Annotated in this window: 28 protein-coding genes; 8 read left to right on the forward strand and 20 right to left on the reverse strand. The window is 66.8% G+C overall.

The window, feature by feature from the left end; translation table 11 throughout:
* Nucleotides 1-15 precede the first annotated feature (15 nt).
* Nucleotides 16-996, reverse strand: a complete 981-nt coding sequence (locus JFY56_RS22300) for an AAA family ATPase (protein WP_208316344.1) — start codon at nucleotides 994-996, stop codon at nucleotides 16-18.
* Nucleotides 997-1,287: 291 nt separating this feature from the next.
* Between JFY56_RS22300 and JFY56_RS22305 the strand changes: the two genes are divergently transcribed.
* The gene (locus JFY56_RS22305) at nucleotides 1,288-2,082 is read left to right on the forward strand and encodes a thymidylate synthase (protein WP_208316345.1); all 795 of its coding nucleotides are present in this window, start codon (nucleotides 1,288-1,290) and stop codon (nucleotides 2,080-2,082) included.
* Between the two features lie 245 nt (nucleotides 2,083-2,327).
* Here JFY56_RS22305 and JFY56_RS22310 read toward each other — a convergent pair whose 3' ends face one another.
* Both JFY56_RS22310 and JFY56_RS22315 read right to left on the reverse strand, forming a co-directional pair.
* The gene (locus tag JFY56_RS22310; protein WP_208316346.1) at nucleotides 2,328-2,756 is read right to left on the reverse strand and encodes a YMGG-like glycine zipper-containing protein; all 429 of its coding nucleotides are present in this window, start codon (nucleotides 2,754-2,756) and stop codon (nucleotides 2,328-2,330) included.
* A 105-nt stretch (nucleotides 2,757-2,861) separates the two neighbouring features.
* Entirely contained in the window at nucleotides 2,862-3,374 is a 513-nt protein-coding gene (locus JFY56_RS22315; RefSeq protein ID WP_208316347.1) for a hypothetical protein, read from the reverse strand.
* Nucleotides 3,375-3,715: 341 nt separating this feature from the next.
* Between JFY56_RS22315 and JFY56_RS22320 the strand changes: the two genes are divergently transcribed.
* Together JFY56_RS22320 and JFY56_RS22325 are read left to right on the forward strand one after the other, a co-directional pair.
* Nucleotides 3,716-4,039, forward strand: a complete 324-nt coding sequence (locus JFY56_RS22320; protein ID WP_208316348.1) for a DUF3392 domain-containing protein — start codon at nucleotides 3,716-3,718, stop codon at nucleotides 4,037-4,039.
* 54 nt (nucleotides 4,040-4,093) lie between these two features.
* A complete protein-coding gene (locus JFY56_RS22325; protein ID WP_208316349.1) occupies nucleotides 4,094-4,348 on the forward strand; it encodes a hypothetical protein in 255 nt (84 codons plus the stop codon).
* A gap of 173 nt (nucleotides 4,349-4,521) precedes the next feature.
* On the opposite strand, the gene trmB is transcribed toward JFY56_RS22325, so the two are convergent.
* From trmB to JFY56_RS22345, 4 genes are all read right to left on the reverse strand, one after another.
* Nucleotides 4,522-5,193 carry a tRNA (guanosine(46)-N7)-methyltransferase TrmB gene (gene trmB, locus JFY56_RS22330; RefSeq protein WP_236033030.1) on the reverse strand — a complete coding sequence of 224 codons (672 nt, stop codon included), beginning with the start codon at nucleotides 5,191-5,193 and terminating at the stop codon, nucleotides 4,522-4,524.
* Between the two features lie 328 nt (nucleotides 5,194-5,521).
* Complete coding sequence (locus JFY56_RS22335) at nucleotides 5,522-6,328, reverse strand: thiazole synthase (protein ID WP_208316351.1); 807 nt, start codon at nucleotides 6,326-6,328, stop codon at nucleotides 5,522-5,524.
* Between the two features lie 60 nt (nucleotides 6,329-6,388).
* On the reverse strand, nucleotides 6,389-6,589 hold the full coding sequence (gene thiS, locus JFY56_RS22340; protein WP_208316352.1) for a sulfur carrier protein ThiS: 201 nt from the start codon (nucleotides 6,587-6,589) through the stop codon (nucleotides 6,389-6,391).
* 101 nt (nucleotides 6,590-6,690) lie between these two features.
* Nucleotides 6,691-7,062, reverse strand: coding sequence for a DUF423 domain-containing protein (locus tag JFY56_RS22345; RefSeq protein ID WP_208316353.1), 372 nt, complete (start codon nucleotides 7,060-7,062; stop codon nucleotides 6,691-6,693).
* Between the two features lie 67 nt (nucleotides 7,063-7,129).
* Between JFY56_RS22345 and mtgA the strand changes: the two genes are divergently transcribed.
* Nucleotides 7,130-7,822 (forward strand): monofunctional biosynthetic peptidoglycan transglycosylase, encoded by a 693-nt coding sequence (gene mtgA / locus JFY56_RS22350; protein ID WP_208316354.1) that lies wholly within the window; start codon nucleotides 7,130-7,132, stop codon nucleotides 7,820-7,822.
* 10 nt (nucleotides 7,823-7,832) lie between these two features.
* Here mtgA and JFY56_RS22355 read toward each other — a convergent pair whose 3' ends face one another.
* The 5 genes from JFY56_RS22355 to ftsY all read right to left on the reverse strand — a co-directional run bounded on the left by JFY56_RS22355 (nucleotide 7,833) and on the right by ftsY (nucleotide 12,663).
* Nucleotides 7,833-8,453 (reverse strand): hypothetical protein, encoded by a 621-nt coding sequence (locus JFY56_RS22355; protein ID WP_208316355.1) that lies wholly within the window; start codon nucleotides 8,451-8,453, stop codon nucleotides 7,833-7,835.
* 78 nt (nucleotides 8,454-8,531) lie between these two features.
* Nucleotides 8,532-9,386, reverse strand: a complete 855-nt coding sequence (gene rpoH / locus JFY56_RS22360; protein ID WP_208316356.1) for an RNA polymerase sigma factor RpoH — start codon at nucleotides 9,384-9,386, stop codon at nucleotides 8,532-8,534.
* A gap of 114 nt (nucleotides 9,387-9,500) precedes the next feature.
* Nucleotides 9,501-10,508, reverse strand: a complete 1,008-nt coding sequence (gene ftsX / locus JFY56_RS22365; protein WP_208316357.1) for a permease-like cell division protein FtsX — start codon at nucleotides 10,506-10,508, stop codon at nucleotides 9,501-9,503.
* Nucleotides 10,508-11,179: a cell division ATP-binding protein FtsE gene (gene ftsE / locus JFY56_RS22370; protein WP_208316358.1), complete on the reverse strand. Its 672-nt coding sequence runs from the start codon at nucleotides 11,177-11,179 to the stop codon at nucleotides 10,508-10,510. Before ftsE ends, ftsX begins: the two co-directional genes overlap by 1 nt.
* Nucleotides 11,176-12,663 (reverse strand): signal recognition particle-docking protein FtsY, encoded by a 1,488-nt coding sequence (gene ftsY / locus JFY56_RS22375; RefSeq protein WP_208316359.1) that lies wholly within the window; start codon nucleotides 12,661-12,663, stop codon nucleotides 11,176-11,178. The genes ftsE and ftsY overlap by 4 nt, the downstream gene beginning before the upstream one ends.
* 147 nt (nucleotides 12,664-12,810) lie before the next feature.
* Here ftsY and JFY56_RS22380 point away from each other — a divergent pair, with 147 nt between their 5' ends.
* The 3 genes from JFY56_RS22380 to rsmD are packed head-to-tail and all read left to right on the forward strand — an operon-like array spanning nucleotide 12,811 to nucleotide 16,284.
* A complete protein-coding gene (locus JFY56_RS22380; protein WP_208316360.1) occupies nucleotides 12,811-14,181 on the forward strand; it encodes a M16 family metallopeptidase in 1,371 nt (456 codons plus the stop codon).
* Nucleotides 14,174-15,676, forward strand: coding sequence for a M16 family metallopeptidase (locus tag JFY56_RS22385; protein ID WP_208316361.1), 1,503 nt, complete (start codon nucleotides 14,174-14,176; stop codon nucleotides 15,674-15,676). The genes JFY56_RS22380 and JFY56_RS22385 overlap by 8 nt, the downstream gene beginning before the upstream one ends.
* Nucleotides 15,676-16,284: a 16S rRNA (guanine(966)-N(2))-methyltransferase RsmD gene (gene rsmD, locus JFY56_RS22390; protein ID WP_208316362.1), complete on the forward strand. Its 609-nt coding sequence runs from the start codon at nucleotides 15,676-15,678 to the stop codon at nucleotides 16,282-16,284. The genes JFY56_RS22385 and rsmD overlap by 1 nt, the downstream gene beginning before the upstream one ends.
* A gap of 165 nt (nucleotides 16,285-16,449) precedes the next feature.
* Here the strand turns inward: rsmD and JFY56_RS22395 are convergent, their stop codons facing one another.
* The 8 genes from JFY56_RS22395 to JFY56_RS22430 are packed head-to-tail and all read right to left on the reverse strand — an operon-like array spanning nucleotide 16,450 to nucleotide 24,057.
* A complete protein-coding gene (locus tag JFY56_RS22395; protein WP_208316363.1) occupies nucleotides 16,450-16,878 on the reverse strand; it encodes a lipocalin-like domain-containing protein in 429 nt (142 codons plus the stop codon).
* A gap of 4 nt (nucleotides 16,879-16,882) precedes the next feature.
* The gene (locus tag JFY56_RS22400; protein WP_208316364.1) at nucleotides 16,883-17,728 is read right to left on the reverse strand and encodes an alpha/beta fold hydrolase; all 846 of its coding nucleotides are present in this window, start codon (nucleotides 17,726-17,728) and stop codon (nucleotides 16,883-16,885) included.
* Nucleotides 17,725-18,684: a VOC family protein gene (locus JFY56_RS22405; protein ID WP_208316365.1), complete on the reverse strand. Its 960-nt coding sequence runs from the start codon at nucleotides 18,682-18,684 to the stop codon at nucleotides 17,725-17,727. The genes JFY56_RS22400 and JFY56_RS22405 overlap by 4 nt, the downstream gene beginning before the upstream one ends.
* Before the next feature lie 14 nt (nucleotides 18,685-18,698).
* Nucleotides 18,699-19,445, reverse strand: a complete 747-nt coding sequence (locus tag JFY56_RS22410; RefSeq protein WP_208316366.1) for an SDR family NAD(P)-dependent oxidoreductase — start codon at nucleotides 19,443-19,445, stop codon at nucleotides 18,699-18,701.
* A 37-nt stretch (nucleotides 19,446-19,482) separates the two neighbouring features.
* The gene (gene iaaH, locus JFY56_RS22415; RefSeq protein ID WP_208316367.1) at nucleotides 19,483-20,925 is read right to left on the reverse strand and encodes an indoleacetamide hydrolase; all 1,443 of its coding nucleotides are present in this window, start codon (nucleotides 20,923-20,925) and stop codon (nucleotides 19,483-19,485) included.
* A gap of 13 nt (nucleotides 20,926-20,938) precedes the next feature.
* A complete protein-coding gene (locus JFY56_RS22420) occupies nucleotides 20,939-21,676 on the reverse strand; it encodes an aspartate/glutamate racemase family protein (RefSeq protein ID WP_208316368.1) in 738 nt (245 codons plus the stop codon).
* A 16-nt stretch (nucleotides 21,677-21,692) separates the two neighbouring features.
* Nucleotides 21,693-23,018 (reverse strand): M20 family metallopeptidase, encoded by a 1,326-nt coding sequence (locus JFY56_RS22425; protein WP_208316369.1) that lies wholly within the window; start codon nucleotides 23,016-23,018, stop codon nucleotides 21,693-21,695.
* Nucleotides 23,019-23,028: 10 nt separating this feature from the next.
* Entirely contained in the window at nucleotides 23,029-24,057 is a 1,029-nt protein-coding gene (locus JFY56_RS22430) for a ring-hydroxylating dioxygenase ferredoxin reductase family protein (RefSeq protein WP_208316370.1), read from the reverse strand.
* Between the two features lie 332 nt (nucleotides 24,058-24,389).
* Between JFY56_RS22430 and JFY56_RS22435 the strand changes: the two genes are divergently transcribed.
* On the forward strand, nucleotides 24,390-24,857 hold the full coding sequence (locus JFY56_RS22435) for an REP-associated tyrosine transposase (RefSeq protein WP_208316371.1): 468 nt from the start codon (nucleotides 24,390-24,392) through the stop codon (nucleotides 24,855-24,857).
* Nucleotides 24,858-24,898 lie beyond the last annotated feature (41 nt).

Here is a 24,898-nt window from a genome sequence, read left to right on the forward strand (position 1 = left end):
GACATGGACCGGACCTCAGGCAGGAATGGCGACGCTGTCGAGCAGGCGGTCGAGCAACTGGTCGGCAGCGATCCCGTCGGCCACCGCGTCGTAGGACAGCTGCAGGCGGTGGCGCAGAACCGGGTGCAGCACGGCGCGCACGTCGTCGGGGCTGACGTAGTCCTGCCCGGCCAGCCAGGCGTGGGCGCGGGCGGCACGGTCGAGGCCGATCACCCCGCGCGGGCTGGCGCCGACCAGAATCCAGCGCGCCAGGTCGGCGTCGTAGGCAGCGGGCTTGCGGGTGGCATTGACCAGGTCGACCAGATAGCGGTCGATGGCCGGGGACACGTGGATCGCGCTGACCTCGCGGCGGGCGGCGAAGATCGCCTGCTGCGGGATCGGCGTGGGGGCCGGTGCCGGCTGGGTCTCCAGCGCGCCCTGTTCCTCGGCGCGCAGCAGGCGCAGGACTTCGGCCTCGTGCTCGGGCTGCGGGTAGTCGATCAGCACCTTCATCAGGAAACGGTCCATCTGCGCTTCGGGCAGCGGGTAGGTGCCTTCCTGCTCGATGGGGTTCTGCGTGGCCAGCACGAGGAACAGATCGGGCATCCGGTAGCTGTGCCCGGCCACGGTGATCTGGCGCTCCTCCATGGCCTCCAGCAGTGCCGCCTGGACCTTGGCCGGGGCGCGGTTGATCTCGTCGGCGAGGATCAGGTTGCCGAACAGCGGGCCGGGCTGGAAATGGATCTGCTGGTGGCCGTCGACCTGCTGGAGGATCTCGGCGCCGGTGATGTCCGAGGGCAGCAGGTCGGGGGTGAACTGGATGCGGCTCATGTCGGCGTCCAGATGGCGCGACAGGGCCTTCACGGTGCGGGTCTTGGCCAGCCCCGGCAGGCCTTCGAGCAGCAGGTGACCGTTGGCCAGCAGGCCGAGGATGATCTGCCGCACCACGTCGCGCTGGCCGAGCACGGCGGCATCGACGCTGCGCTCAAGTTCGAGGATCTGCTCGCGACTGCTCATCGGCGGCTCCTGGTTCGCTGTTCGGTTGTTGTTATCGGGATGGCAAGCCTGCCATGCAGGGACGGCAAACTCTAGCGATGTGCAGGGCGGCAAGACACTCCCTTATCCGGGTAGTGGCGGTCTGCCGGTGGTTGAGGGCTGCATGGTGCGGGCGCCCGGCGGATTCATTCAGGTGCTGAATGATCGGGCCGGCGAACCGCTCGGTCGGCCAGGGTGGCGGCGCCGGGCGGCGGCCCGTAGTATTGCCGCTTGTTCTGATTCGGGCAGGATGCCCTTCGACACGGGTTTTCGATGAAACAGTACCTCGACCTCATGCGCCACGTGCGCGACCACGGCACCTTCAAGAGCGACCGCACCGGCACCGGCACCTACAGCGTTTTCGGCCACCAGATGCGCTTCGACCTGGCTGAGGGATTCCCGCTGGTCACCACCAAGAAGTGCCACCTGAAGTCGATCGTTCACGAGCTGCTGTGGTTCCTCCAGGGTTCGACCAACATCGCCTACCTGAAGGAAAACGGCGTCTCCATCTGGGACGAGTGGGCCGACGAGAACGGCGACCTCGGCCCGGTGTACGGCTACCAGTGGCGCTCCTGGCCGGCGCCGGACGGCCGCCATATCGACCAGATCGCCAACCTGATGACGATGCTGAAGAACAACCCGGACTCGCGCCGGCTGATCGTCTCCGCCTGGAACCCGGCGCTGATCGACGAAATGGCCCTGCCGCCGTGCCACGCGCTGTTCCAGTTCTACGTTGCCGACGGCCGCCTGAGCTGCCAGCTCTACCAGCGCTCGGCGGACATCTTCCTCGGCGTACCCTTCAATATCGCCAGCTACGCCCTGCTGACCCTGATGGTCGCCCAGGTCGCCGGCCTGCAGCCGGGCGAGTTCATCTGGACCGGCGGCGACTGCCACCTGTACGCCAACCACCTGGAACAGACCGACCTGCAGCTGACCCGCGAGCCGCTGCCGCTGCCGACCATGAAGCTCAACCCGGAAGTGAAGGACCTGTTCGACTTCCGCTTCGACGACTTCGAGCTGGTCGGCTACCAGTCGCATCCGCATATCAAGGCGCCCGTGGCGGTGTAAGCACAGGATCGCGGGCATGGCCCGCTCCTACGGGGACATTCCGTGTAGGAGCAACTGTCTTGCCGCCGATGATGCTTTTGTAGGAGCGAGCTCTGCTCGCGAACATCCGCCCCGCAAAAGCTTCGCGAGCAGAGCTCGCTCCTACAGGAATTCGACCCGTTGCTGACCGTAGCGTAGGAGCGGGCCATGCCCGCGACAAAAAGAAAGCCCGTCGATTCGACGGGCTTTCTGTATCTACAGCCGCATCAATCGTCGCGATGCTTGTGCTTATGCTTGCGCTTGTAATTGGCCTTGCGGTTGTCGCTGTGATGGTCGTCGTCCTTGGCCAGGTTGTTGCCGATCGCGCTGCCCGCGGCACCGCCAACGCCTGCGCCGATCAGGCCGCCGGTGGAGCCGCCGACCTTGTTGCCGATCACCTGGCCGCCGGCTGCGCCCAGGCCGCCGCCAAGGGCCGCTTCGGTTTTCTTGCCGTCCTTCGCGGTCATCGCGCCGCCGGCCGCGCCGCCTACACCTGCGCCGATGGCCGCGCCGGTGTTGCCGCCGATGGCCTGGCCGACCACGCTACCAAGGGCGCCGCCCACACCGCCACCGATGGCGGTGGTAGTGGTTTCGCCGGCAATCGCGTACTGCGACGCCAGGATGGTGAAGGCAAGAGCTGAAAGGGGTTTACGCATGTGGCGTATCTCCAGTGGGAAAAAGATTCGGAAAATTCTGTCGCATACGAAACAGCCGGACAATGCGAGTCCGGCTGTTCGTAGACATGGGTCAAGCTTTAGCCATCAATCCCAATGACGGTGCTTGTGACGCCAGTGCTTCTTCTTGTAATGGCCACGGTGGTAGCCATTGTCGCGCCAGCCGTTGCGGCGGCCATCGCGATAGCCTTCGCGGTAACCGGCACGGCGATAGTCGCGGCCGTCATAGTCGTCGTCGCGGTTGTTGTCGGCGTAATGGTTGCCCAGCGCGCCGCCGGCGCCGCCACCCAGGGCTGCACCAATCAGGCCGCCGGTGCTGCCGCCGACCTTGTTGCCGATGACATTGCCGCCAGCTGCGCCGAGACCGCCGCCAATGGCCGCTTCGGTCTTGTTGCCACGGCGAGCACCAACTGCACCGCCGGCTGCGCCGCCGAGACCGCTACCGATTGCGGCACCGGTGCTGCCGCCGACCGCTTGGCCGACGACCGAACCCAATACCCCACCCAGCGCGCCACCGACACCCGCACGGGTATCGCCATCCGCGAAAGCATTGCCGCCGGCCAGAGCCAGGGTAAGCAGGAGCATCGAGGAGTACTTCATAGAGAGTGTCTCTCTGTGGTTGTGTTGGCGCCGATGCTGGGGTCGCGCGAGCGGCCAGACAAGCGTCTCCCGACGAGTAGCACGACTTTAGCTAAAAAATGCAAGTCATTGATTTTCTGGTGGAACTTCTTTGGATTTGGCTTGTCTGAGCCTTATTCCGAACCCCCGATCAAGGGGCTTTTCGGCCTTCGGATGATTGCGATCTGATGGCTCGCAACGATGGAAGATCCCCCTGCCTGCAGCGCGCTCCTTTCCGCTTTCGACGGATTGAGCGCAACCCCGCTTCGCACTCCCCCCGACCCATGTAAACTCCCGTGACCGACGAATCCCAAGGAGCATGCATGGACTTTGCGCTCGACCTGATCGCCACCGCCTCCCGCTGGAGCCGCAACCACCTGTCCGAGATCGCCATGGCGCTCATGGCCACCCTGCTGGTGCTGTTCGGCCCGGCGATCAACGCCTGGGTGCAGCAGCGCATCGGCAGCCTCAACTTCATCTTCCGCACCCTGCTGTTCGTGCTGATCTGCGCGGTCGGCTACGGCCTGGCGATGGTCTTCGTCACGCCATGGGTCGCCAAGGGGCTCGGCTACTTCAACAACTACACCCTCGCGCCGGTGCTGCTGCTAGTGTTCTTCGTGATAGGCATGATCGCCGACCGCAGCTGAGCCTGCCGGTATCCTCGGCGGTCGACCAACAGACCCTGGTGCCGCGGAGGGAACATGAAAGCGATCAAGCATCTCTACGTCCACTTCAACGATGGCCAGCGCATGGCGCTGCGCTTTCCCCAGCAGAGCGACGATCCTGCCGAGATCGCCCGCGGCATCCGCAAGCAGATGGAATCCACCTCGATCAGCATCGAGGTGGATGGCGACCTGCTGATCATTCCGCGCAACAGCATCAAATACCTGCAGATCAGCCCGGCGCCGATGCGCTTGCCGGAAACGACGGTGCTGGGGGCGGAGGTGATCGATTAGCGGGCTTGTTTTGCCCTCACCCTAACCCTCTCCCGGAGGGAGAGGGGACTGATCGGCGCCCGGCGAAACTCCGTGTCTGCCCACAACTCCGTACGGCCCCCTCTCCCTCCGGGAGAGGGCAGGGGTGAGGGGCTCCCAGAATGAAAAGGCCTGCAATGCAGGCCTTCGATGACTCATTCGACGCGCTGGAACTTCAGGTCCCACACCCCATGCCCGAGGCGCTCGCCGCGGCGTTCGAACTTGGTCGACGGGCGCTCTTCCGGGCGCGGTACGTAGGTGTTGTCGGCGGACAGGTTGCGGTAGCCCGGCGCGGCGTTCATCACCTCCAGCATGTGCTCGGCGTATTGCTGCCAGTCGGTGGCCATGTGCAGCACGCCGCCGATCTTCAGCTTCTGCCGCACCAGTTCTGCCCACTCCGGCTGCACGATGCGGCGCTTGTGGTGGCGGGACTTGTGCCACGGGTCGGGGAAGAACAGCAGCAGGCGGTCGAGGCTGGCGTCGGCTACGCAGTTCTTCAGCACTTCGATGGCATCGCAGCTGTAGACGCGGATGTTGCTCAGGTCCTGCGTCAGCATGCCGTTGAGCAGCGCGCCGACGCCCGGGCGGTGCACTTCCACCCCGATGAAGTCCTGATCCGGCGCCGCGGCGGCCATCTCCAGGGTGGCGTGGCCCATGCCGAAACCGATCTCGAAGGTACGCGGCGCCTGGCGGCCGAAGACCTTGTCGAAGTCCTGCAGGCCGTCGGCCAGTTCCAGGCCGAAGCGCGGCCAGCCCTGGTCGAGGCCGCGCTGCTGGCCTTCGGTCATGCGTCCGGCGCGCATCACGAAGCTCTTGATGGTGCGCATGGGGCGCGCATCGGCAACGGCTGCCTGGGTTTCCTGGATATCGCTCATGTCTGGAACCTTGGAACTGTAAATGAGACGGGCCGGACACCTCAGGCATCCGGCCCGTCGTCAGGAGATAGAAAAGGGTATCAGAGCCTGTTCAGGATCTCGCGAGCTAGAGCAGAACAAGGCGAAAACGGGTGAGGGAGCGGAGTTTACACGCAGTAAATGAGCATGACTCGCTTCGCTCGCCCCTTCGGGGCCGCACTGAAGTGCGTTAGCTACAAGTAGCTTCCGAGCCCGTTTTCAACGCAGTTATGCCGACGCGCAGCAGATCATGGACAGGCTCTTAGCCGATCAGGCCTTCCAGCGGCGAAGACGCACTGGCATACAGCTTGCGCGGCATGCGTCCGGCCAGGTAGGCCAGGCGGCCGGCGACGATGGCGTGCTTCATCGCCTCGGCCATCATCACCGGGTTCTGCGCGTGGGCGATGGCGGTGTTCATCAGCACGGCCTCGCAGCCCAGCTCCATGGCGATGGTGGCATCGGAGGCGGTGCCCACGCCGGCATCCACCAGCACCGGGACGGTGGCTTCCTCGAGGATGATGCGCAGGTTCCACGGGTTGCAGATGCCCATGCCGGAGCCGATCAGGCCGGCCAGCGGCATCACCGCGATGCAGCCGATCTCGGCCAGTTGGCGGGCGATGATCGGGTCGTCGCTGGTGTACACCATGACGTCGAAGCCGTCCTTGACCAGCACTTCGGCGGCCTTGAGGGTCTCGACCACGTTGGGGAACAGGGTCTTCTGGTCGGCCAGCACTTCCAGCTTGACCAGGTTGTGGCCGTCCAGCAGTTCGCGGGCCAGGCGGCAGGTGCGCACGGCCTCGATGGCGTCGTAGCAGCCGGCGGTATTCGGCAGGATGGTGTAGCGATCCGGCGGGATCACGTCGAGCAGGTTCGGCTCGTCGGGGTTCTGGCCGATATTGGTACGGCGCACCGCCACGGTGACGATTTCCGCGCCGGACGCCTCGATGGCGCGGCGGGTCTCGTCGAGATCCTTGTACTTGCCGGTGCCGACCAGCAGGCGCGACTCGTAGGTGCGGCCGGCCAGGGTGAAGGGCTTGTCGACAGGCAGGGTGGATGGAGCTTGGCTCATCGGATCACTCCTCGGGAGATAAGGCTGGGCGGGGCCTGATTCTGCAGCGGCGGGCTGGTTCTAGCCGCCGCCGATAGCGTGCACAACTTCAACCTGGTCACCTTCGCGCAGGGCGATGGCGGCGTGCTGGCTACGTGGCACGATGTCCAGGTTCAGTTCGACCGCGACGCGGCGGCCGGTCAGTTCGAGACGCTCGAGCAGGTTCGCGACGGTCTGGCCATCGGGCAGCTCGAAAGGTTCGCCATTCAACTGGATACGCATGGGCGGACAGGTCGTAACTGGAGGGGGACGGCATTCTAGCCCGATATCCCCCCGGGACCAAGGCGAACGGCTTCCATTCGCCGGGTTTTCTGACGCTCGGGTCAGGCCAGCTTGAAGGCGACCAGGAACAGCAGCAGCCAGCCGCCAAGGAAGGCCACGCCGCCGATCGGCGTGATCATGCCCAGCATCGGAGTGCCGGTCACTGTCAGCAGGTAGAGGCTGCCGGAGAACAGCAGGATGCCGGCGGTGAACAGCCAGCCGGCGACCTCGACCAGTCGCCCGCCGATGTGCGCCGAGAGCAGCGCCACGCCGATCAGGGCCAGTGCGTGGATCTGCTGGTAATGCACGCCGGTCTGGAACACCGTCAGGTACTCGGCGCTCAGGCGGGCCTTGAGGCCGTGGGCGGCGAAGGCACCGAGGGCAACGCCGGTGAAGCCGAAGAATGCGGCCAGCATGAGGAAGGTGCGCAGCATATGAAGAATCCATTCAGTCGGGACAGTCCCGTTATAATGACCCGTCCAATTTCCCAGGCATAGCCTCATGCGCAACCTGCCCCGCCGCCTGCTCAAGTACCTGCTCTGGTTCCTCGCCGGCAGCGCCGCGCTGGTGCTGGTGCTGCGCTGGGTGCCGCCGCCCGGAACCATGCTGATGGTCGAACGCAAGGTGGAGTCCTGGTTCGACGGCGAGCCGATCGACCTGCAGCGCAGCTGGCGTTCCTGGGATGAGCTGCCGGATACGCTGAAAATGGCGGTGATCGCTGGCGAAGACCAGAAGTTCGCCGAGCATCACGGCTTCGACCTGCCGGCGATCCAGCAGGCCATGGCGTACAACCAGCGGGGCAGGAGCGTGCGCGGCGCCAGCACGATCAGCCAGCAGGTGGCCAAGAACCTGTTCCTCTGGCCGGGCCGCAGCTGGCTGCGCAAGGGCTTCGAGGCCTGGTTCACCCTGCTGATCGAGACCTTCTGGTCGAAGGAGCGGATTCTCGAGGTCTACCTGAACAGCGTGGAATGGGACAGCGGTGTGTTCGGCGCCCAGGCTGCCGCGCGTCATCACTTCGGTGTGGATGCCGGTCGCCTGTCGCGCCAGCAGGCCAGCCTGCTCGCCGCGGTGCTGCCGAATCCGCGCGAGTGGAGCGCCAGCCGCCCCGGTCCGCATGTGCGTCAGCGTGCGGCGTGGATTCGCCAGCAGATGGTCCAGCTAGGCAGCGCCGACTATCTGCGCCGCCTGCACTGAGCGGGGGCTGTCAGCCGCCGGTTTGTTCCGGCTTCGTGAACGCCTTGCGCGGCACCACGCGCAGCCATTGCAGGGCGCCGTCCTTGTGCAGCAGGGTCAGGCCGCGGTCGGGGTAGACCCAGGCTTCGCCGTCGTCGGTCTGCAGGGTCACCCGCGGCTGGCCGAACGCCGCGGCGAGGTGGCCGATGGCGAGGTCTTCCGTCGGCGCCAGGGCGATGGAAGCGACCGGTTTGCCGGACAGCTGCTCCAGCATCTGCTTGCTCAATGCCTGGGCAGGGCTACCCGGCGCGATACCGGTGGCCTGCTGCAGGCTGTTGCGCTCTTCGGCGCTCAGCGCCAGCTCGGCTTCCATGCGCCAGGCGCCTTCGTCCGTATCCAGTTCGCCGCGGTAGCTGAGTTCGGCGCCTTCGGCGTCGGTGGTCAGCCACAGCTCGCCGGGCTGGCGGGCGTGCAACTGGCCTAGGGTCAGGCTGTCGTCCGCCAGTGGCGCCAGAACTTCGCGCTGCCAGTCGGCCAGCCAGGCCGGCGGCTTGAGCGGCGCGGAGGAGCGGGCGAACCACAGGCCGATGGCGAACGCCAGCACGGCGATGACGAGGAAGAACAGGCCGTGGCTCGGGCGTAGGCGTGGCATGTGGATCTCCGATGCATATGAAAAAGCCGCGCCTTGATGGGGCGCGGCTTTCAATCGTAGCGGGTTCGCCGTGGCCAGTCAGGCCTCGATGCGCCCCTTCAGTTTGTTCATCGCGTTCTTTTCCAGCTGGCGGATACGCTCGGCGGAAACGTTGTACTTGGCCGCCAGGTCGTGCAGCGTGGCTTTCTCCTCGGCCAGCCAACGCTGGTAGAGGATGTCGCGGCTGCGCTCGTCCAGGCCTTCCAGCGCCTCGTGCAGGCTGGCGGTAGAGCTGTCGCTCCAGTCCGCGTCCTCCAGTTGGCGCGCCGGGTCGTAGCGATGGTCTTCCAGGTAGTGCGCCGGCGACTGGTAGGCGCTTTCGTCGTCGGCATCGGCTGCCGGGTCGAAGGCCATGTCCTGGCCGCTCAGGCGGCTTTCCATTTCCAGCACTTCGCGCGGCTCGACGCCAAGGGTTTCGGCGACGCGGTGCACTTCGTCGTTGCTCAGCCAGGCCAGACGCTTCTTCTGGCTGCGCAGGTTGAAGAACAGCTTGCGCTGCGCCTTGGTGGTGGCGACCTTGACGATGCGCCAGTTGCGCAGGATGAACTCGTGGATTTCCGCCTTGATCCAGTGCACGGCGAAGGAAACCAGGCGTACGCCCATTTCCGGGTTGAAGCGCTTCACGGCCTTCATCAGGCCGACGTTGCCTTCCTGGATCAGGTCGGCCTGGGCCAGGCCATAGCCGGAATAACTGCGGGCGATGTGCACGACGAAGCGCAGGTGCGCCAGCACCATCTGCCGGGCCGCTTCCAGATCCTGTTGGTAGAAGAGGCGTTCGGCCAGCTCGCGCTCCTGCTCCGGCGACAACAGCGGGATGCTGTTCACCGAATGCACATAGGACTCCAGGTTTGCACCGGGAACCAAGGCATAGACAGGTTGCAGGGAAGTGGTCATTCGAAACCTCCGACTTACGAAACTCGCGCAATATAGCACTGCGGCATCTGACTGCAAGTGGGTGTAAAAGTTCTTTTACACTTCACTGAACAACCCGAAAAAAACTGACCTGAATCAACGCGGTGCCAGCTCCCGCAGGTGCCGCGCCACCGCCAGCCAGGCGCCGATCCAGCCCAGCAGCACGGCGCCGATGGTCAGCGACAGGCCGTCTTCCAGCGGCACGCCGGCGAGGGCGAAATCGCTGCCGTAGAGCCCGGCGAGATTGACCACGGAGGCATTCAGCCAGTCCAGGCCGAAGGCCAGCAGCGCCCAGGACAGCAACCCGGCGCCGAGGCCGTAGAGCGCGCCCATATAGAGGAAGGGCCGGCGTACGTAGCCGTCGGTCCCGCCGACCAGCTTGATCACCTCGATTTCGTTACGACGATTTTCGATGTGCAGACGAATGGTATTGCCGATCACCAGCAGCAGGGTCAGCACCAGCACGATGGTCAGGCCGAAGACGAAGCGGTCGCCGAGCTTGAGGATCGCCGACAGGCGCTCCACCCATACCAGGTCGAGCTGCGCCTGCTGTACGCCGGGCAGCTCGGAGAGTTGCTGGCGCAGGGTGTCCAGCTGGGCCTTGTCGATCTGTTTGGGCGTGACCGAGATTACCGCCGGCAGCGGGTTGTCCGGCAGCTCCTTGAGCGCCTCGCCGAGGCCGGACTGCTGCTGCAGGTCCCGCAGCGCCTCGTCGCGGCCGATCAGCTGGGCTTCGATCACGTCGGGCATGCGTTCGATTTGCTCGCGCAGTTCCTGGCCCTGCATCTCGTCGGTCTTCAGGTCGAGGAACAGGGAAATCTGCGCCGCGCGCTGCCAGGAGCCGCCAAGGCGCTCGACGTTGTTCAGCAGCAGCGACAGGCCCATCGGCAGGCTGAGGGTGATGCCCATCACCAGACAGGTGAAGAAGCTGCCGAACGGATGGCCGAACAGCCGCTTGAGGCTGTCCGTCAGGCTGGCACGGTGGCTCTCGGCGTAGGCGCTCAGCGAGCCGCTGTAATCCAGGCTGTCCTGTTCGGGCTCCGCACGGGCGTTGCGTTGCGGTGCGCCCTCTTCCGGGCCGTGGGGCAGTTCGTTGGCGCCCATCAGGCGTCCTCCTCGCGGTCGGCGATGATGCGCCCGCGTTGCAGGGTGATCATCCGGTGGCGCATGCGCGCGATCAGTGCCAGGTCGTGGCTGGCGATCAGAACGGTGGTGCCGAGACGGTTGATGTCCTCGAACACCGACATGATTTCCGAGGCCAGGCGCGGGTCGAGGTTGCCGGTCGGTTCGTCGGCGAGCAGCAGGGCGGGGCGGTGCACCACCGCGCGGGCGATGCCGACCCGCTGCTGCTGGCCGGTGGAAAGGTCGGACGGCAGGTCCTCGGCCTTTTCCTTGAGGTTTACCCGGTCCAGCGCGGCTTCCACGCGATAGGCGATGTCCGCCTTGGGCAGGCCGAGGATCTGCAGCGGCAGGGCGACGTTGTCGAACACGCTGCGGTCGCCGAGCAACTGGTGGTTCTGGAACACCACGCCGATCTGCCGGCGCAGGAAGGGAATCTGCGGCGTGCTGATGCGGCCGAGATCCTGGCCGCCGAGCAGCAGCTTGCCGGAGGTCGGCCGTTCCATCGCCAGGATCAGGCGCAGCAGGGTGCTCTTGCCGGCGCCGGAGTGACCGGTGACGAAAAGGATTTCTCCGCGGTGGATGTCGAACGAAATCTCGTGCAGGCCGACATGGCCATTGGGATAGCGTTTGCCTACCTGCTCGAAGCGAATCATGCGTTCTCCCGCTCTGCGAAGAGTGCCTGGACGAAGGCGTCGGCCTCGAAGGTGCGCAGATCGTCGATCCCTTCGCCGACGCCGATGTAGCGGATGGGCAGGCCGAACTGCTTGGCCAGGGCGAAGATCACCCCGCCCTTGGCGGTGCCATCCAGTTTGGTCAGGGCCAGGCCGGTGAGTTCCACTGCGTTGTTGAACTGCTTGGCCTGGTTGATCGCGTTCTGTCCGGTGCCGGCGTCCAGCACCAGCAGGACTTCGTGGGGAGCCGTCTCGTCCAGCTTGCCGATCACCCGGCGCACCTTCTTCAGCTCTTCCATCAGGTTGTCCTTGGTGTGCAGGCGGCCGGCGGTGTCGGCGATCAGCACGTCGGCGCCACGGGCCTTGGCGGCCTGCACCGCGTCGAAGATCACCGAGGCCGAGTCGGCGCCGGTGTGCTGGGCGATCACCGCGATGTTGTTGCGCTCGCCCCACACCTGCAACTGCTCGACAGCGGCGGCGCGGAAGGTGTCGCCGGCGGCGAGCATGACCTTCTTGCCGTCCTGCTGCAGCTTCTTCGCCAGCTTGCCGATGGTGGTGGTCTTGCCCACGCCGTTCACGCCGACCACGAGGATCACGTAGGGCTCGCGCTTGTCGATCTGCAGCGGTTTTTCCACCGGGCGGAGCAGGCTGGCCAGTTCTTCCTGCAGCGCCTTGTACAGCGCGCCGCTGTCGGCGAGCTGCTTGCGCGCGACCTTCTGGGTCAGGTTCTGGATGATCACGCTGGTCGCCTCGACGCCGACGTCGGCGGTCAGCAGGCGCGTCTCGATCTCGTCGAACAGGTCGTCGTCGATCGCCTTGCGGCCGAGGAACAGGCTGGCCATGCCTTCGCCGATGCTGGCGCTGGTCTTCGACAGGCCCTGCTTGAGGCGGGTGAAGAAGCCGACCTTGGCCGGTTCGGCGGGAGCCGGGGCCGGTTGCTCCGCTGCCTGGGGTGCGGGAGCTGCTTCGGGCTGGACGACCTCGGCGACGGGGGCAGCCGGTTCCACGGCCTGCGGTGCGACTTCGACCGCTGGTTGCGGTGTGGGAGCGGTCTCAGGCTGAGGCGCCGGCTGCGCGGGCTTGTTCTCGGCGCCGGAGAAGCCCTGCTTGAAGCGGGTGAAGAAGCCGGGTTTATCGGCTTCGGCGACTGCCGGGGCGGGAGCGGGTTCGGGTTGCGCCGGGGCGACCGGTTCGCTGCTGGCGATCGGCGCGGGCGCGGGGGTCGCTTCCACGACCGGGGCGACAGGCTCCGGCGGCGTCGTCGGCTCGGGTGCGATCTGCGGAGCTACGGCCGGCTCGGCGGCCTGCGCGGCGGGCTCTGCTGCCGGCGCTTCGCTCGCCACCGGGGTGGCTTCCGGCTGCGCGGCTGCGGGCTGGGTCTCGGCCGGCTTCTTCTTGAACCAGCCGAAAAGACCTTTCTTTTCCCCGTCCTGCGGGGCCTTCTTGTCGTCGTTGGAACCAAACATGAATGGATCGAATCTCTTGATGACACCGAGGGACGTGGCCGCCCGGAAAACGGATGGGTATCCTAGCATCTCCTCGCCCGCCGGGGTTAAGAGGCTGCCCGACGCCTCTTGAGACCATACGGATAGCCCGAAAGGTTCACGATCACGATGAAGATCCCCGCACGCCGTTATGCCGGCCTGCTGCTCGGCAGCCTTTGCCTGCCGCTGCTCGCCAGCGCCGCCGAACCACAGCCCACCCACGAATTCACCCTGGACAACGGCCTCAAGGTCGTCGTCCGCGAAGACCACCGCGCCCCGGTGGTGGTGTCCCAGCTCTGGTACAAGGTCGGCTCCAGCTACGAGACGCCCGGGCTGACCGGCCTGTCCCACGCGCTCGAACACATGATGTTCAAAGGCAGCCGCAAGCTTGGCCCCGGCGAGGCCTCGCGCGTGCTGCGCGATCTCGGCGCGGAGGAGAACGCCTTCACCACCGACGACTACACCGCCTATTACCAGGTGCTCGCCCGCGACCGCCTGCCGGTGGCGTTCGAGCTGGAGGCGGACCGCATGGCCCACCTGAACCTGCCGGCCGACCAGTTCGCCAGCGAGATCGAGGTGATAAAGGAAGAGCGCCGTCTGCGCACCGACGACAAGCCCAGCTCGCTGGCCTTCGAGCGCTTCCGCGCCGCCGCCTTCCCGGCCAGCGGCTACCACACCCCGACCATCGGCTGGATGGCCGACCTGGAGCGCATGACCATCGACGACCTGCGCCGCTGGTACCAGGCCTGGTACGCGCCGAACAACGCCACCCTGGTGGTGGTCGGCGACGTGCAGCCGGAGGACGTGAAGAACCTCGCCCAGCGCTGGTTCGGCGATATTCCCAAGCGCGAGCTGCCGTCCGCGCGCAAGCCGCTGGAACTGCCCGAGCCCGGCGAGCGCCGCCTGATCCTGCATGTGCGCACCCAGCTGCCGAGCCTGATCATGGGCTTCAACGTGCCCAGCCTGGGCAGCAGCAAGAACCCGCGCGAGGTGCACGCCCTGCGGCTGATCTCCGCGCTGCTCGACGGCGGCTACAGCGCGCGCCTGGCGGTGCATCTGGAACGTGGCGAGGAACTGGTCGCCGGTGCATCCGCTTCCTACGACCCCCTCAACCGCGGCGACAGCCTGTTCATCCTCAGCGCCACGCCGAACGTGCAGAAGGGCAAGACCCTGCAGCAGGTCGAGACCGCGCTGTGGCAGCAGCTCAACGAACTGAAGAGCAACCCGCCCAGCCAGGAGGAACTGGAACGCGTGCGCGCCCAGGTGATCGCCGGGCTGGTCTACGAGCGCGACTCCATTGCCGCCCAGGCCAGCAGCATCGGCGAGCTGGAAAGCGTCGGCCTGCCCTGGAAGCTGGCCGACGAAGACCTCAAGTCGCTGCAGGAAGTCACCGCCGAGGACATCCAGAAAGCCGCGCGCACCTACTTCACCCGCTCGCGCATGACCCTCGCCCACGTACTGCCGCAAGCCACCGCCGACAAGGAGCCGAATCATGAGTGAGCGCAACGGCCTGCGTTTTGGCCTGCTCGGCCTGGCCGTCATCGTCCTGGTGACTGGCCTGGTCTTCTTCATCGGTCGTCCCGCCGCCGTCGGCGAAGGTGCACCGCCTGCCGTGCAGACTTCGGGCGAATCGACCCCGCCGGTCCTGCAATCCCTGGCGGAAGTCGCCGACAAGGCGGTCAGCCACCGCAAGCTGGATATCCAGCAATGGAAGACCGCCGAAGGTGCCCGTGTGCTGTTCGTCGAAGCCCATGAGCTGCCGATGTTCGACCTGCGCCTGACCTTCGCAGCCGGCAGCAGCCAGGATGGCGACAACCCCGGGCTGGCCATGCTGACCAACGCCATGCTCAACGAGGGCGTGCCGGGCAAGGACTCCACCGCCATCGCCAGCGGCTTCGAAGGCCTCGGCGCCGATTTCGGCAACGGTTCCTACCGCGACATGGCGGTCGCCAGCCTGCGCAGCCTGAGCGACGCGGACAAGCGCGCAGCGGCATTGCAGCTGTTCGAGCAGGTGGTCGGCCAGCCGAGCTTCCCCGAGGAGGCCCTGGAGCGCATCCGCAACCAGGCGCTGTCGGCCTTCGAGTACCAGAAGCAGAACCCCGGCAAGCTGGCCGGCATCGAGCTGTTCGAGCGTCTCTACGGCAAGCATCCCTACGCCCACTCCAGCGACGGCGACGAGCATTCCGTGCCGAAGATCGGCGTCGCCCAGCTGCGCGCCTTCCACCAGAAGGCCTACGCCGCCGGCAACACGGTCATCGCGCTGGTCGGCGACCTCAGCCGCAGCGAGGCGGAAGCCATCGCCGCGCAGGTCTCCGGGGCCCTGCCGAAAGGTCCGGCATTGCCGGCGCCGGCTGCGCCCGAAGTGCCGAAGCCCGGTGTGCACCACATCGAGTTCCCGTCCAAGCAGACCCATCTGATGCTGGCCCAGCTCGGCATCGTGCGTAACGATCCGGACTGGCCGGCGCTGTACCTGGGCAACCAGATCCTCGGCGGCGGCGGCTTCGGCACCCGCCTGATGGAGCAGGTGCGCGAGAAGCGCGGGCTGACCTACGGCGTCTACTCCGGCTTCACCGGCATGCAGACCCGCGGCCCGTTCACCATCGGCCTGCAGACCCGCGCGGAAGTCAGCGAAGGCACCCTCAAGCTGGTGCAGGACATCGTCCGCGACTTCCTCGCCAGCGGTCCGACGCAGAAGGAGCTGGACGACGCCAAGCGCGAACTGGCCGGCAGCTTCCCGCTGAGCACCGCGAGCAACGCCGACATCGTCGGCCAGCTCGGCGCCATCGGCTTCTACAACCTGCCGCTGGATTACCTGGAGAACTTCCTCGCCCAGGTGCAGAGCCTGACCGTCGAGCAGGTCAAGGCGGCGATGAACCGCCATCTCGATGCGGATGCCTTCGTCGTCGTCACCGCCGGCCCGACCGTGGAACAGAAACCGCTGCCGGCGCCGAGCGACAAGCCTGTCGAGCAACCCGTCGGCATTCCGGAGCATTGATGAACAAGCGAACCAACGGCGCTTCCCGCGCACCGCAGCGTCAGCACGGCGGACAGGGCCAGTTGCGCATCATCGGCGGCGAGTGGCGCAGCCGGAAGTTCAGCTTCCCGGACGGCCCGGGCCTGCGCCCGACGCCGGATCGCGTGCGCGAGACGCTGTTCAACTGGCTGGCGGCGTACGTGCCCGGCGCCCGCGTGCTCGACCCGTTCGCCGGCAGCGGCGCGCTGTTCCTCGAAGCGCTGTCGCGCGGAGCCAGCGAGGGCCTGGCGCTGGACCTCAACAGCGAAGCGGTGGCTGCCCTGCGCGGCCATCTGGCTACGCTCAAGTGCGAAAGCGGGCAGCTCCTGCAGACCGACGCCCTGCGCTATCTGGAATCCCAGCCGGCCAGGGCGTTCGATCTGGTCTTCCTCGACCCGCCATTCCACCAGGACCTGCTGCAGAACGCCTGCCGCCTGCTCGAAGAGCGCGGCTGGCTGGCGGCGAACGCCTGGATTTACACCGAAAGCGAAGCCGTCCCCTCCAGCCTCGGCCTGCCACCCAACTGGCGCCTGCATCGGGAGAAGCAGGCCGGGGCGGTACATTACGCGCTGTGGCAACGCAACTCGTAGGTTGGCGCTGAGCCTGCGAAGCCCAACGATTCCACGCCCACCAGATGTTGGGCTTCACTGCGTCCAGCGCCAACCTACGCATACGGCCCTGTTTCGCGGGCATGGCCCGCTCCTACGGTTTAGCCCTGCGTGGCTTCTGTAGGAGCGGGCCATGCCCGCGAATCTTTACGCAGCGCTGCGGCGCCAGACCAGCCGGGCGGTGCGGGCTTCGCTGGTGCCTTCCTCCAGGCGGGCGGTGAGGGCCAGTACGTTGCCGTCCAGTTGCGCGACGCGGCGCTGGGTGCCGCCTTCCCAGTTGGGGAACAGGCTGTGGCGCACATGGTGCAGCACGGTGTCGCCCTGCACCTCGTAGCCGCCCGCGTAGGTCAGGTAGCTGCCATAGGCGGCGGCCTTCTCCGCGTCGTTGGCAGACCACTGCCCGCCGCTGTTGAATTGCGCGCGGCCCTTCTTCGCGATCACGCAGAACATGCCTTGCGGCCCGTACTCGATGAAGCCTTCCAGCTCCACGCCCATCGGATGGACGACGCGGCCGTCGTCGTAGAGTTGTTCCCAGGCCAGGATGTCCCAGCGGCCCTGGATATCTGCTGCGTTCATCGTGCTACTCCGGAGTTGTCGTGAGGAAGTCGACCAGCAGGCGGGTGAAGGCCTGGGCGCGTTCGATCTGTACCCAGTGGCCGCACTCGCCGAACACGTGCATCTGCGCGTGGGGAATCAGGCGCAGCAAGCGTTCCGACACTTCCAGCGGTATCACCTGGTCGTCGCGGCCGTGGATGATCAGGGTGTCGTGGGGCAGGGCGCGCAGTGCCGCCTCGGGCAGCGCGAGCATTTCCACGCCCTGCTGGCGCGGCGCGGGGAACAGCTGGGTGAAGCGCGTCTGCACGTCGTCGCGGATGCTCGCCTCGTAGCGCATGCGCACCAGGTCGTCGTTGATCAGCGACTGGTCGTAGGCGAACACGCCCATCAGCTCGCGCATGGCTGCCAGCGACGGCTGGTAGCCCCAGACCTTCTCCAGCCCTTCGCTGATCGGGAAGGACACCCCCACCGCGCCCATCAGCACCAGCCGTCGCACGCGCTGCGGATGCCGATGCGCCAGCGCGAGGGCGATGGCGCCGCCGAAGGAGTTGCCGACCACTGACACCGACGGGATATCCAGCGCATCGAGCAGGCCGATCAGTTGGCCGACCCAGGCGTCGGGATCGAGCTTGCGCCCGGCCGGGCACTGGGTGTAGCCGAATCCGAGCATGTCCGGGGCGATCACCCGGGCGCGGCGCGACAGTTCGGGAATCACCCCGCGCCAGTTGGCCCAGGCGGTGACGCCCGGGCCGGAACCGTGGATCAGCAGGATCGGCTCGCCCGACCCCTGGTCGTGGTAGTTGATCTGGCAGTCGCCGACCTGCAGGCGGTTGGCGATTTCCGGCAGGGCCGGAGCGATGGTGGCGGTCATTGGTTGGCCTTTGCGGTCTGGGTGGTGGTCACGACGGGGGCGCGCATGCCCTGGTCGGCGAGTCGCTTGAGGATCTGCCGGGCTTCCTCGCGCTTGTCGTCCGGCAGCCAGGTGCGGTCATGGCCCCACAGGCTCATGCCCTGCAGTTCCTCGACCTGCCAGTCGGGGCCGATGGTGCGGCCGGCCCAGCCCAGCTCGAACATCCAGCCGTCCGGGTTCTTCAGGTAGAAGGAGGTGACGTGGTCGTTGATGTGCCGGCCGAGGGTGACGCCGATGCACTCCGGGTTCTCCAGGGCCATGTCGTAGGCGCGGCCGAGGTCGTCGAAGTCGTTGTATTCCAGCATCAGGTGGTAGACCTTCGCCGGCCCGCCGGTGTGGGCGATGCCGAGGGTGTGGTGGCGCGGGTTGACGTGCAGGAACTCGACGCGGAACGGCGCGCTGGCACGGTCGCTGACGCGGAAGCCGAGCACGTCCTTGTACAGCCGGCACATCTCGTCGAAATGCGCGGTGATCAGCGCGACATGGCCGATGCCCAGCTCGCCGGTGCGGAAGCCGCCGAGCGGGCGGCCGGGCGCGAAGGGCGTAGCGGCGTCGGCCAGCCCATGGGCCACCTCGATGCGCATGCCGTCCGGATCGCGGAAATGGAACATGCCGGCGACGCCGCGCAGGGTGATCTCCTCCGCCGTGCCGCCGATGGTCGGGTAGCCGGCCTGCTGCAGCGCCCGCCGCACTTCCTCCAGCTCCTCGGCAGAACCCACCTCGAAGCCCATCGCCATCGACGCCTCGCCTTCGCAGGCCTGCAGCAGCAGGCGCTGCACCTTGCCGTCCATGCGCAGCCGCGCGCAGACGCCGGGCTCGACCACCTCCACCTGCAGGCCAATATGGCTGCCGGCCATCTCCAGCCACTCCGGCAGCCGTGGCGTATTCGCCACCACATAGCTCAATGCGTTGATCATTACCGAGGTTCTCCTTATTCCGCCGACATCCCGCCGTCCACCGAGAGGGTGGTCCCGGTGACGTAGGAAGACTGTGCGGAAAGCAGCCAGAGCAGCGCCGCGCTGACTTCGTGGGGGCGGCCGATGCGGTGCATGGGCACGCCGTCGTCGTACATGTGCTCGTCGCCGCCGGTGACGCGGTCGAAGCTCGGCGTCTTGATCGGTCCGGGGCAGATGGCGTTGATGCGGATGCCGCGCGTCGCGTAGTCCAGCGCCGCGGCGCGGGTGGCGCCGACGATGCCGTGCTTGGCGGCGACGTAGTAGGCGGTCTTCGGCATCGCCTTGAGGCCGAAGATCGAGGCGTTGTTGACGATGGAGCCGCCGCCGCTGCGCAGCATCGCGGCAGCCTCGTACTTCATCATGTACAGCACGCCCTTGAGGTTGATGTCGATGACGTCGGAGAAGTCCGCGTCCGGCGTCTCGTGCACGTCGTTGAATTCGCGCTGCAGGCCGGCGTTGTTGAAGGCGCCATCGACCCGCCCGTAGCGCTCCATCGCCAGCGCCACCAGCGCCTCGCAATCGGCCGGGCGGGAAACGTCCGTCACCCGGAACAGCGCCTTGCCGCCGGCCGCGACGATCTCCTCGACCACATCGGCGCCGGCCTGCGCGTTGCGATTGCCCAGCACCACGCGGGCGCCTGCCCGAGCCAGCGCCAGGCAGGCGTCGCGGCCCATGCCGCTGCCGCCGCCGGTAACGACGATCACCTTGTTTTCCAGACTCATTGTTCTTTTCTCCGGGACAGGGAAACGGGCGCCGGCATCAGGCCGGCGGGATGCGGCCGAGCAGCGCTTCGAGGGCGATGCCGATGGCCAGCAGGCGGCGGTCGGAACCGAACGGCGCGTCCAGCTCCAGCCCGACCGGCAGGCCGCTGCGGCTGCCGATGCCGATGGGCAACTGGATGCCTGGCAGGCCGGCGCTGGCGGCTGGCTCGGTGTTCTGGATCAGGCGCTCGAAGCACTCCGGCAGGTTGACCTCGTCGTTGGCCGGCGGTGCGACGATCGGCGTGGTGGGGAACACCAGGGCGTCCAGGCGGTGCTGTTCGAACAGGTCCTGGTAGTGCTCCTTCAGCGCCGGGCGGCCGCTGTTCTGCGCCGCCTCGTAGATCGGTGCGACGTCGACCAGACCATCGGTGCCGGGCACCTTGCGTGGCAGCACCCATTGCTCGTAGATCGCGCGCACGTCCGGGCTGTGGATATCGCGGGCCAGTTCCCCGATGGAGATGCCCGGCCCTTCGTCGCGCAGGTAGGCGACCATCGCGTCATGGGCCTCGTGGATCACCACCGGGAAGCCGACCGGCTGGTTCAGCTCGTGCAGGCGTGCGTCGGGCACTTCGACCAGCGTCACGCCGTGGCGGGAGAGTTTCGCCAGCGCGGCTTCGGCTACCTCGCGGGTGTCGGCGTCGAGATTACTCCAGAAGTCCTGGGCGATGCCCAGGCGCAGCCCTTCGAGAGTTACCGGCGGCAGCCCGTGTTCGTCGGTGATGAGGGCGTCGAGCAGGGTGACGTCGGCCATGCACAGTGCCATCGGCCCGACCGTGTCGCGGCTGGGCGCAATGGGCACCACGCCCTTGCTGGAGTAGCGGCCGGCGCTCGGGCGCAGCGAGGAGCAGCCGTTCAGCGCGCAGGGAATGCGCATCGAACCGCCGGTGTCGGTGCCCAGCGCTGCCAGCGCCATGCGCGCACCGAGCGCCACCGCGCTGCCGGACGAGGAGCCGCCGGCGATGCGCTCGCTGTCGTAGGCATTGCGCACGCCGGGGCGGCTGCCGGTGTTGAAGGCGCCGTTGTAGCCGGTGGCGCCGAAGGCCAGCTCGTGCATGTTGGTCTTGCCCAGCAGGATCGCCCCGGCATCGCGCAGCTTCTGCAGGGTCGGCGCGTCCTGCCGCGGGACGAAGCCGGCCAGCGCCGGCGTGCCGGCGGTACAGGGCAGACCGGCGGCGTGGATGTTGTCCTTGACCACGATGGGGATGCCGGCCAGCGGCTTCAGCGGCCGTCCGGCGCGCCGCGCGGCATCGGCGGCCTTCGCCTCGGCCAGCGCGCCGTCGCCGTTGAGGGTGACGAAGGCATTCAGCTCGCGGCCTTCCTCGGCACGGTCCAGGCAGGCGCAGACCAGTTCGGTGCTGGTCAGGACGCCGTCGCGGAAAGCGGCCTGGGCCTCGGCAATGGTCAGGTCGGAAGTGATCGGGATGGATTGGAAGAATTTCATGCAATGGCTCCGTTCAGCGGATGAACGCCTCGTCCTTGAACTGTTCCGGACCGGGATAGGCGAGCTTGCTGTGGGAAAGTCCGAGGTCGAGAAGCACTTCGCACAGCTTGTAGGCGATCACTCCGGGGTTGAGCACCGGTACCGGCAACTGCCCGGCGAGGTAGGCGTGGGACTGGTGCATGGTGGTCGAGCCGAGCACGATCACATCGGCGCCGTCCTCCTCGATGGCCAGTCGCGCGGCTTCCAGCAACTTGCCGAACACCACTTCTTCCTTGCCCTGCAGAAGGGCCGCGGTGTCCGGGCGTACATCGATCGAGCGGATCGACGCCAGCCGCGATTCCAGGCCGTACTCCTTCAGCGTCTTGCGATACAGCGGATACCAGCGCGGCCACATGGTCAGCACGCTGAATTTCTGCCCCAGCGCGCAGGCCATGAGGAACGAACTCTGCCCCGGCGCCAGCACCGGAATGCTCAGCCGCGAGCGCAGCGCGGCGAGGCCGGAGTCGCTGACGGTGTTGATGCACACGGCATCGAAGCCTTCCGCCTCGGCTGTGAGACCGGCCTCGATCACCGCCATCTCCATGATCGCCATGTCGTAGTAGCTGTCGGCGAGGGTCGACACCTGGCCGGCGCCGACGAAGCACACCTCGATGTCCGGGCGCAGCAGTTCGGGTGGCAGTTGCGACTCCACCAGCGGACGGGTCGCCTCGCTCATCGGCACCGGGAAAATCATCTTCACGCGTTTGCGCATGTCCGTTCTCCCCGGCCTAGAGGCCCAGTTCGTGGCGTGGACGGGTCAGGGTGTCGATCAGCGCGTACATGATCTTCTTCGCGCAGGGGATCAGGTCGGGGATGTAGGTCGCGCCCATCCCGCCCAGCCCTTCGGCCACCGGCAGCGGCGCACCCGTTGCCGGCCACGGCCAGCCGATGCGCGCGGTGGGGATGCCGTAGCGGCGCAGGGCGGCGCCGTCGGTCTGGCCGCCGAGCAGGTCGGGCATGCCGTGCGGACGCTGTTCGATGTGCTCCCAGCCGCGCTTGGCCGACTGGATGATCCAGTTCTGCGGATCGGTGGTGCCGCCGGGCACCGAGCCGTACATCTCCCACTCCAGTTCCAGCTCGGGGCGCTGCGCCTGCAGCTCGCGGACGAAGGCGGCGAACTGCGCCTTGACCTCGGCCGGGCTGGTGCGCGGATTGACCCGCACGTCGAAGAAGATTTCCGTCACCGCCGAGGGGAAGGCCGGGCGCTCCGGGTCGCCGCCGCGCACGCCGGCGATCCAGCCGTGGGGATGGATCACGCCGGACTTGTTGCGCTCGGCGTAGTCGATGATCCACTGCTCCAGTTCCTGGATCACCGTCGCCGCCGGCACCACCGAGCTGCGGAAGCCCGGCGTGCCGCGCGGGACGCCGGCGTAGCCAAGGCTGCCGTAGACGCGCAGCTTGAACCAGGCCATGCCCGGCTCCTCGTGGTAGACCCAGTTCCACGGCTTCATGATGATCGCGAAGTCCGGCGCGGCGCCGCGGTTGAGCAGATGCAGCACGCCGTTGGACATGCCCGAGTGCTGGCGCGCGGAGATATCCACCGGCATGCCGCCGTCGGCCAGACCCAGCAGCAGGTCGCCCACCAGCGGCACCTCGGCCTCGATCAGCGCGGTGGCGACTTCGGTGAGGGTGGCGATCATCCCCTTGGGATTCGACGCGCCGAGGCCGAACACCCAGTCGTCGACCATCTGCGCCATCGGCAGCATGTCGGCCTGGCCGGCATCGCCGGTGAGGATCTTCTCCGCCTCGTCGCATTCCAGATGGGTGTCGATCGGCGCGTACAGCATCACGCTGGCGCCGCCGCCACTGCCGCGCACTTCACCGAGGACGTTGCCGCTGGTGAAACTCATCGGCATGTAGCGCGCCGACATGCCGATGCGGTTCAGGTGACCGGCCATGAATTCGCTGGCGGCGCGGGCAGAGCCGGTCGGGCTGTGGATATCGGTGAGGGCGAACAGCAGGTCCTGCAGGCGCTTCGGATCGATCTTCGCGCAGGCCTGTTCGTACCACTTCATCTGGTCTTCGGAGAACGGGGCGGGAGTGGTGGGTTGCATGCTGGAGTCCTTATTTGGAGGCAACGAACTGTTCGGCAAAGATGTTCGCGGGATCGACGCCCAGCTCGATCAGGCGCGCGGTGGCGGCGTCGATCATCGGCTGCGGGCCGCACAGGTAGGCGACGGTGTCGGGGCTGACCACGTCGCCTTCGCGCAGGGCGCTGACCGGGCTGCCGTGGTGCAGTCCGTCGCGCGGCTCGCGGTCGACGCAGATGCGCGCTTCCAGGGTCGGCAGCCACTGCTGGCGCAGCTCGATGTCGTCGAGGCAGAACAGCACTTCCGGGGTGGCGCAGCCGAAGCTGAGGAGCATCGGCGGCTTGCGTCCGCCACCCTGGCGCAGGGTGTCGATCATCGACAGGATCGGCGCCAGGCCAGTGCCGCCGGCGACGAAGATGTGCGGCGCGCGCTTCTTCTCCTCGCGCAGGAAGAAGGCGCCGTAGGGGCCGCTGAGGGTCAGCACCTGGTCGGGCTTGACCTGTTCTTCCAGATAGCTGGACATCGCACCGCCCGGCAGCAGGCGAATGAGGAACTCCAGCTTGGGTAGGCTGGCGGCGGTGCTGGAGGGCGAGTAGCTACGCAGCACCTCGAAGCCCGGCACCTGGATCTGCATGAACTGGCCGGGGCGGAAGTCCAGAGCGTCGCCTTCGGCCAGTTCCAGGGTCAGGCGCACCACGTTGCTGGCGATGCGCTCGGCCGAGTCGACGAAGGCGTGCACTTCAGTGGCCGTGCTGGAGCCGACTTCGCTGCTGTAGGGCAGTTCGAAGGTGCAATCCGTCTGCGCCTGGCACAGGCACAGCAGGCGCTGGCCGGCGGCATATTCGCTGGCCAGCAGGGTCGAGCTGGCGCCGGGCCGGGTATGCGCCTCGCCCTCGGCGAGCTGGGCGATGCAACTGGAGCAACTGCCGGAGCGGCACTGGTAGAGCAGGGGGACTTCCGCCTCGATGGCGGCATCGAGAATGCTGGACTCGGCGGCGACGCTGAAACTGCGGCTGACGCCGTCGGAGAAGTTCACGGTGACCTGGTGGCTGAGATCGTTCATGAGCGGGCGGTTCCTGTGATCGGTTACCAGCGGCTGGGCTGGGGTCATGGCCCGATCTTAGGAACGGCATTCGCGACCGGCGCTCCCGTGGGTTACGGGGTTATCCCGAGAGTGCAGGATCTTGCGTTGGGTCAATTGGCTTCGCGGGCATGGCCCGCTCCTACAGAGGGCGCATCCGGTCCATGTCCGTTTTTTCACGCGAGGGAAGGATCGTTGTAGGAGCGGGCCATGCCCGCGATATCAGCCCGTCCTACGCCACAATCCGCCAATTCCTCTAGCCCAGCCCGCGCAGCACTCATGACAGTCGGTTTTCCTGTTTCCGGAGACCATCCATGAGTCAACCTCCCCGCAAGCCTGGACATTCCGCATTGAGGAAAGGCCGTGCATCTCTGGCCGGCGGCATCTACCTGATCACGGCAGGCACAATAGGCCGGGCGCGTGTGTTCGATGATTTCCCGGTTGCATGCATCGCTGCCCGTTGCTTTGAAGATTCAACGGTGCTGGGCAGCAACCGCATGTTGGCCTGGGTGTTGATGCCGGATCACGTGCATTGGGTGCTTCGGCTGGGGATCGGAGAGCAGCTTGCTGCGAGCGTCGGCAGGTTGAAGTCAGCCAGTTCCCGCCGGGTGAATTTCTGTCTGGGACGACAAGGAGCCTTGTGGACTCCTGCATTCCATGACCATGCCTTGCGGCGAGAGGATGATTTGCGGGCGATTGCGCGGTATGTCGTGGCGAATCCGTTGCGCGCGGTGGTGCGGAGGGTTGGCGATTATCCGTTCTGGAATGCGATCTGGTTGTGATGCGATTTTTTCGCGGGCATGGCCCGCTCCTACAGGGGACA

The organism is Pseudomonas schmalbachii (genome assembly GCF_017589465.1).
Classification (GTDB): Bacteria; Pseudomonadota; Gammaproteobacteria; order Pseudomonadales; family Pseudomonadaceae; genus Pseudomonas; species Pseudomonas schmalbachii.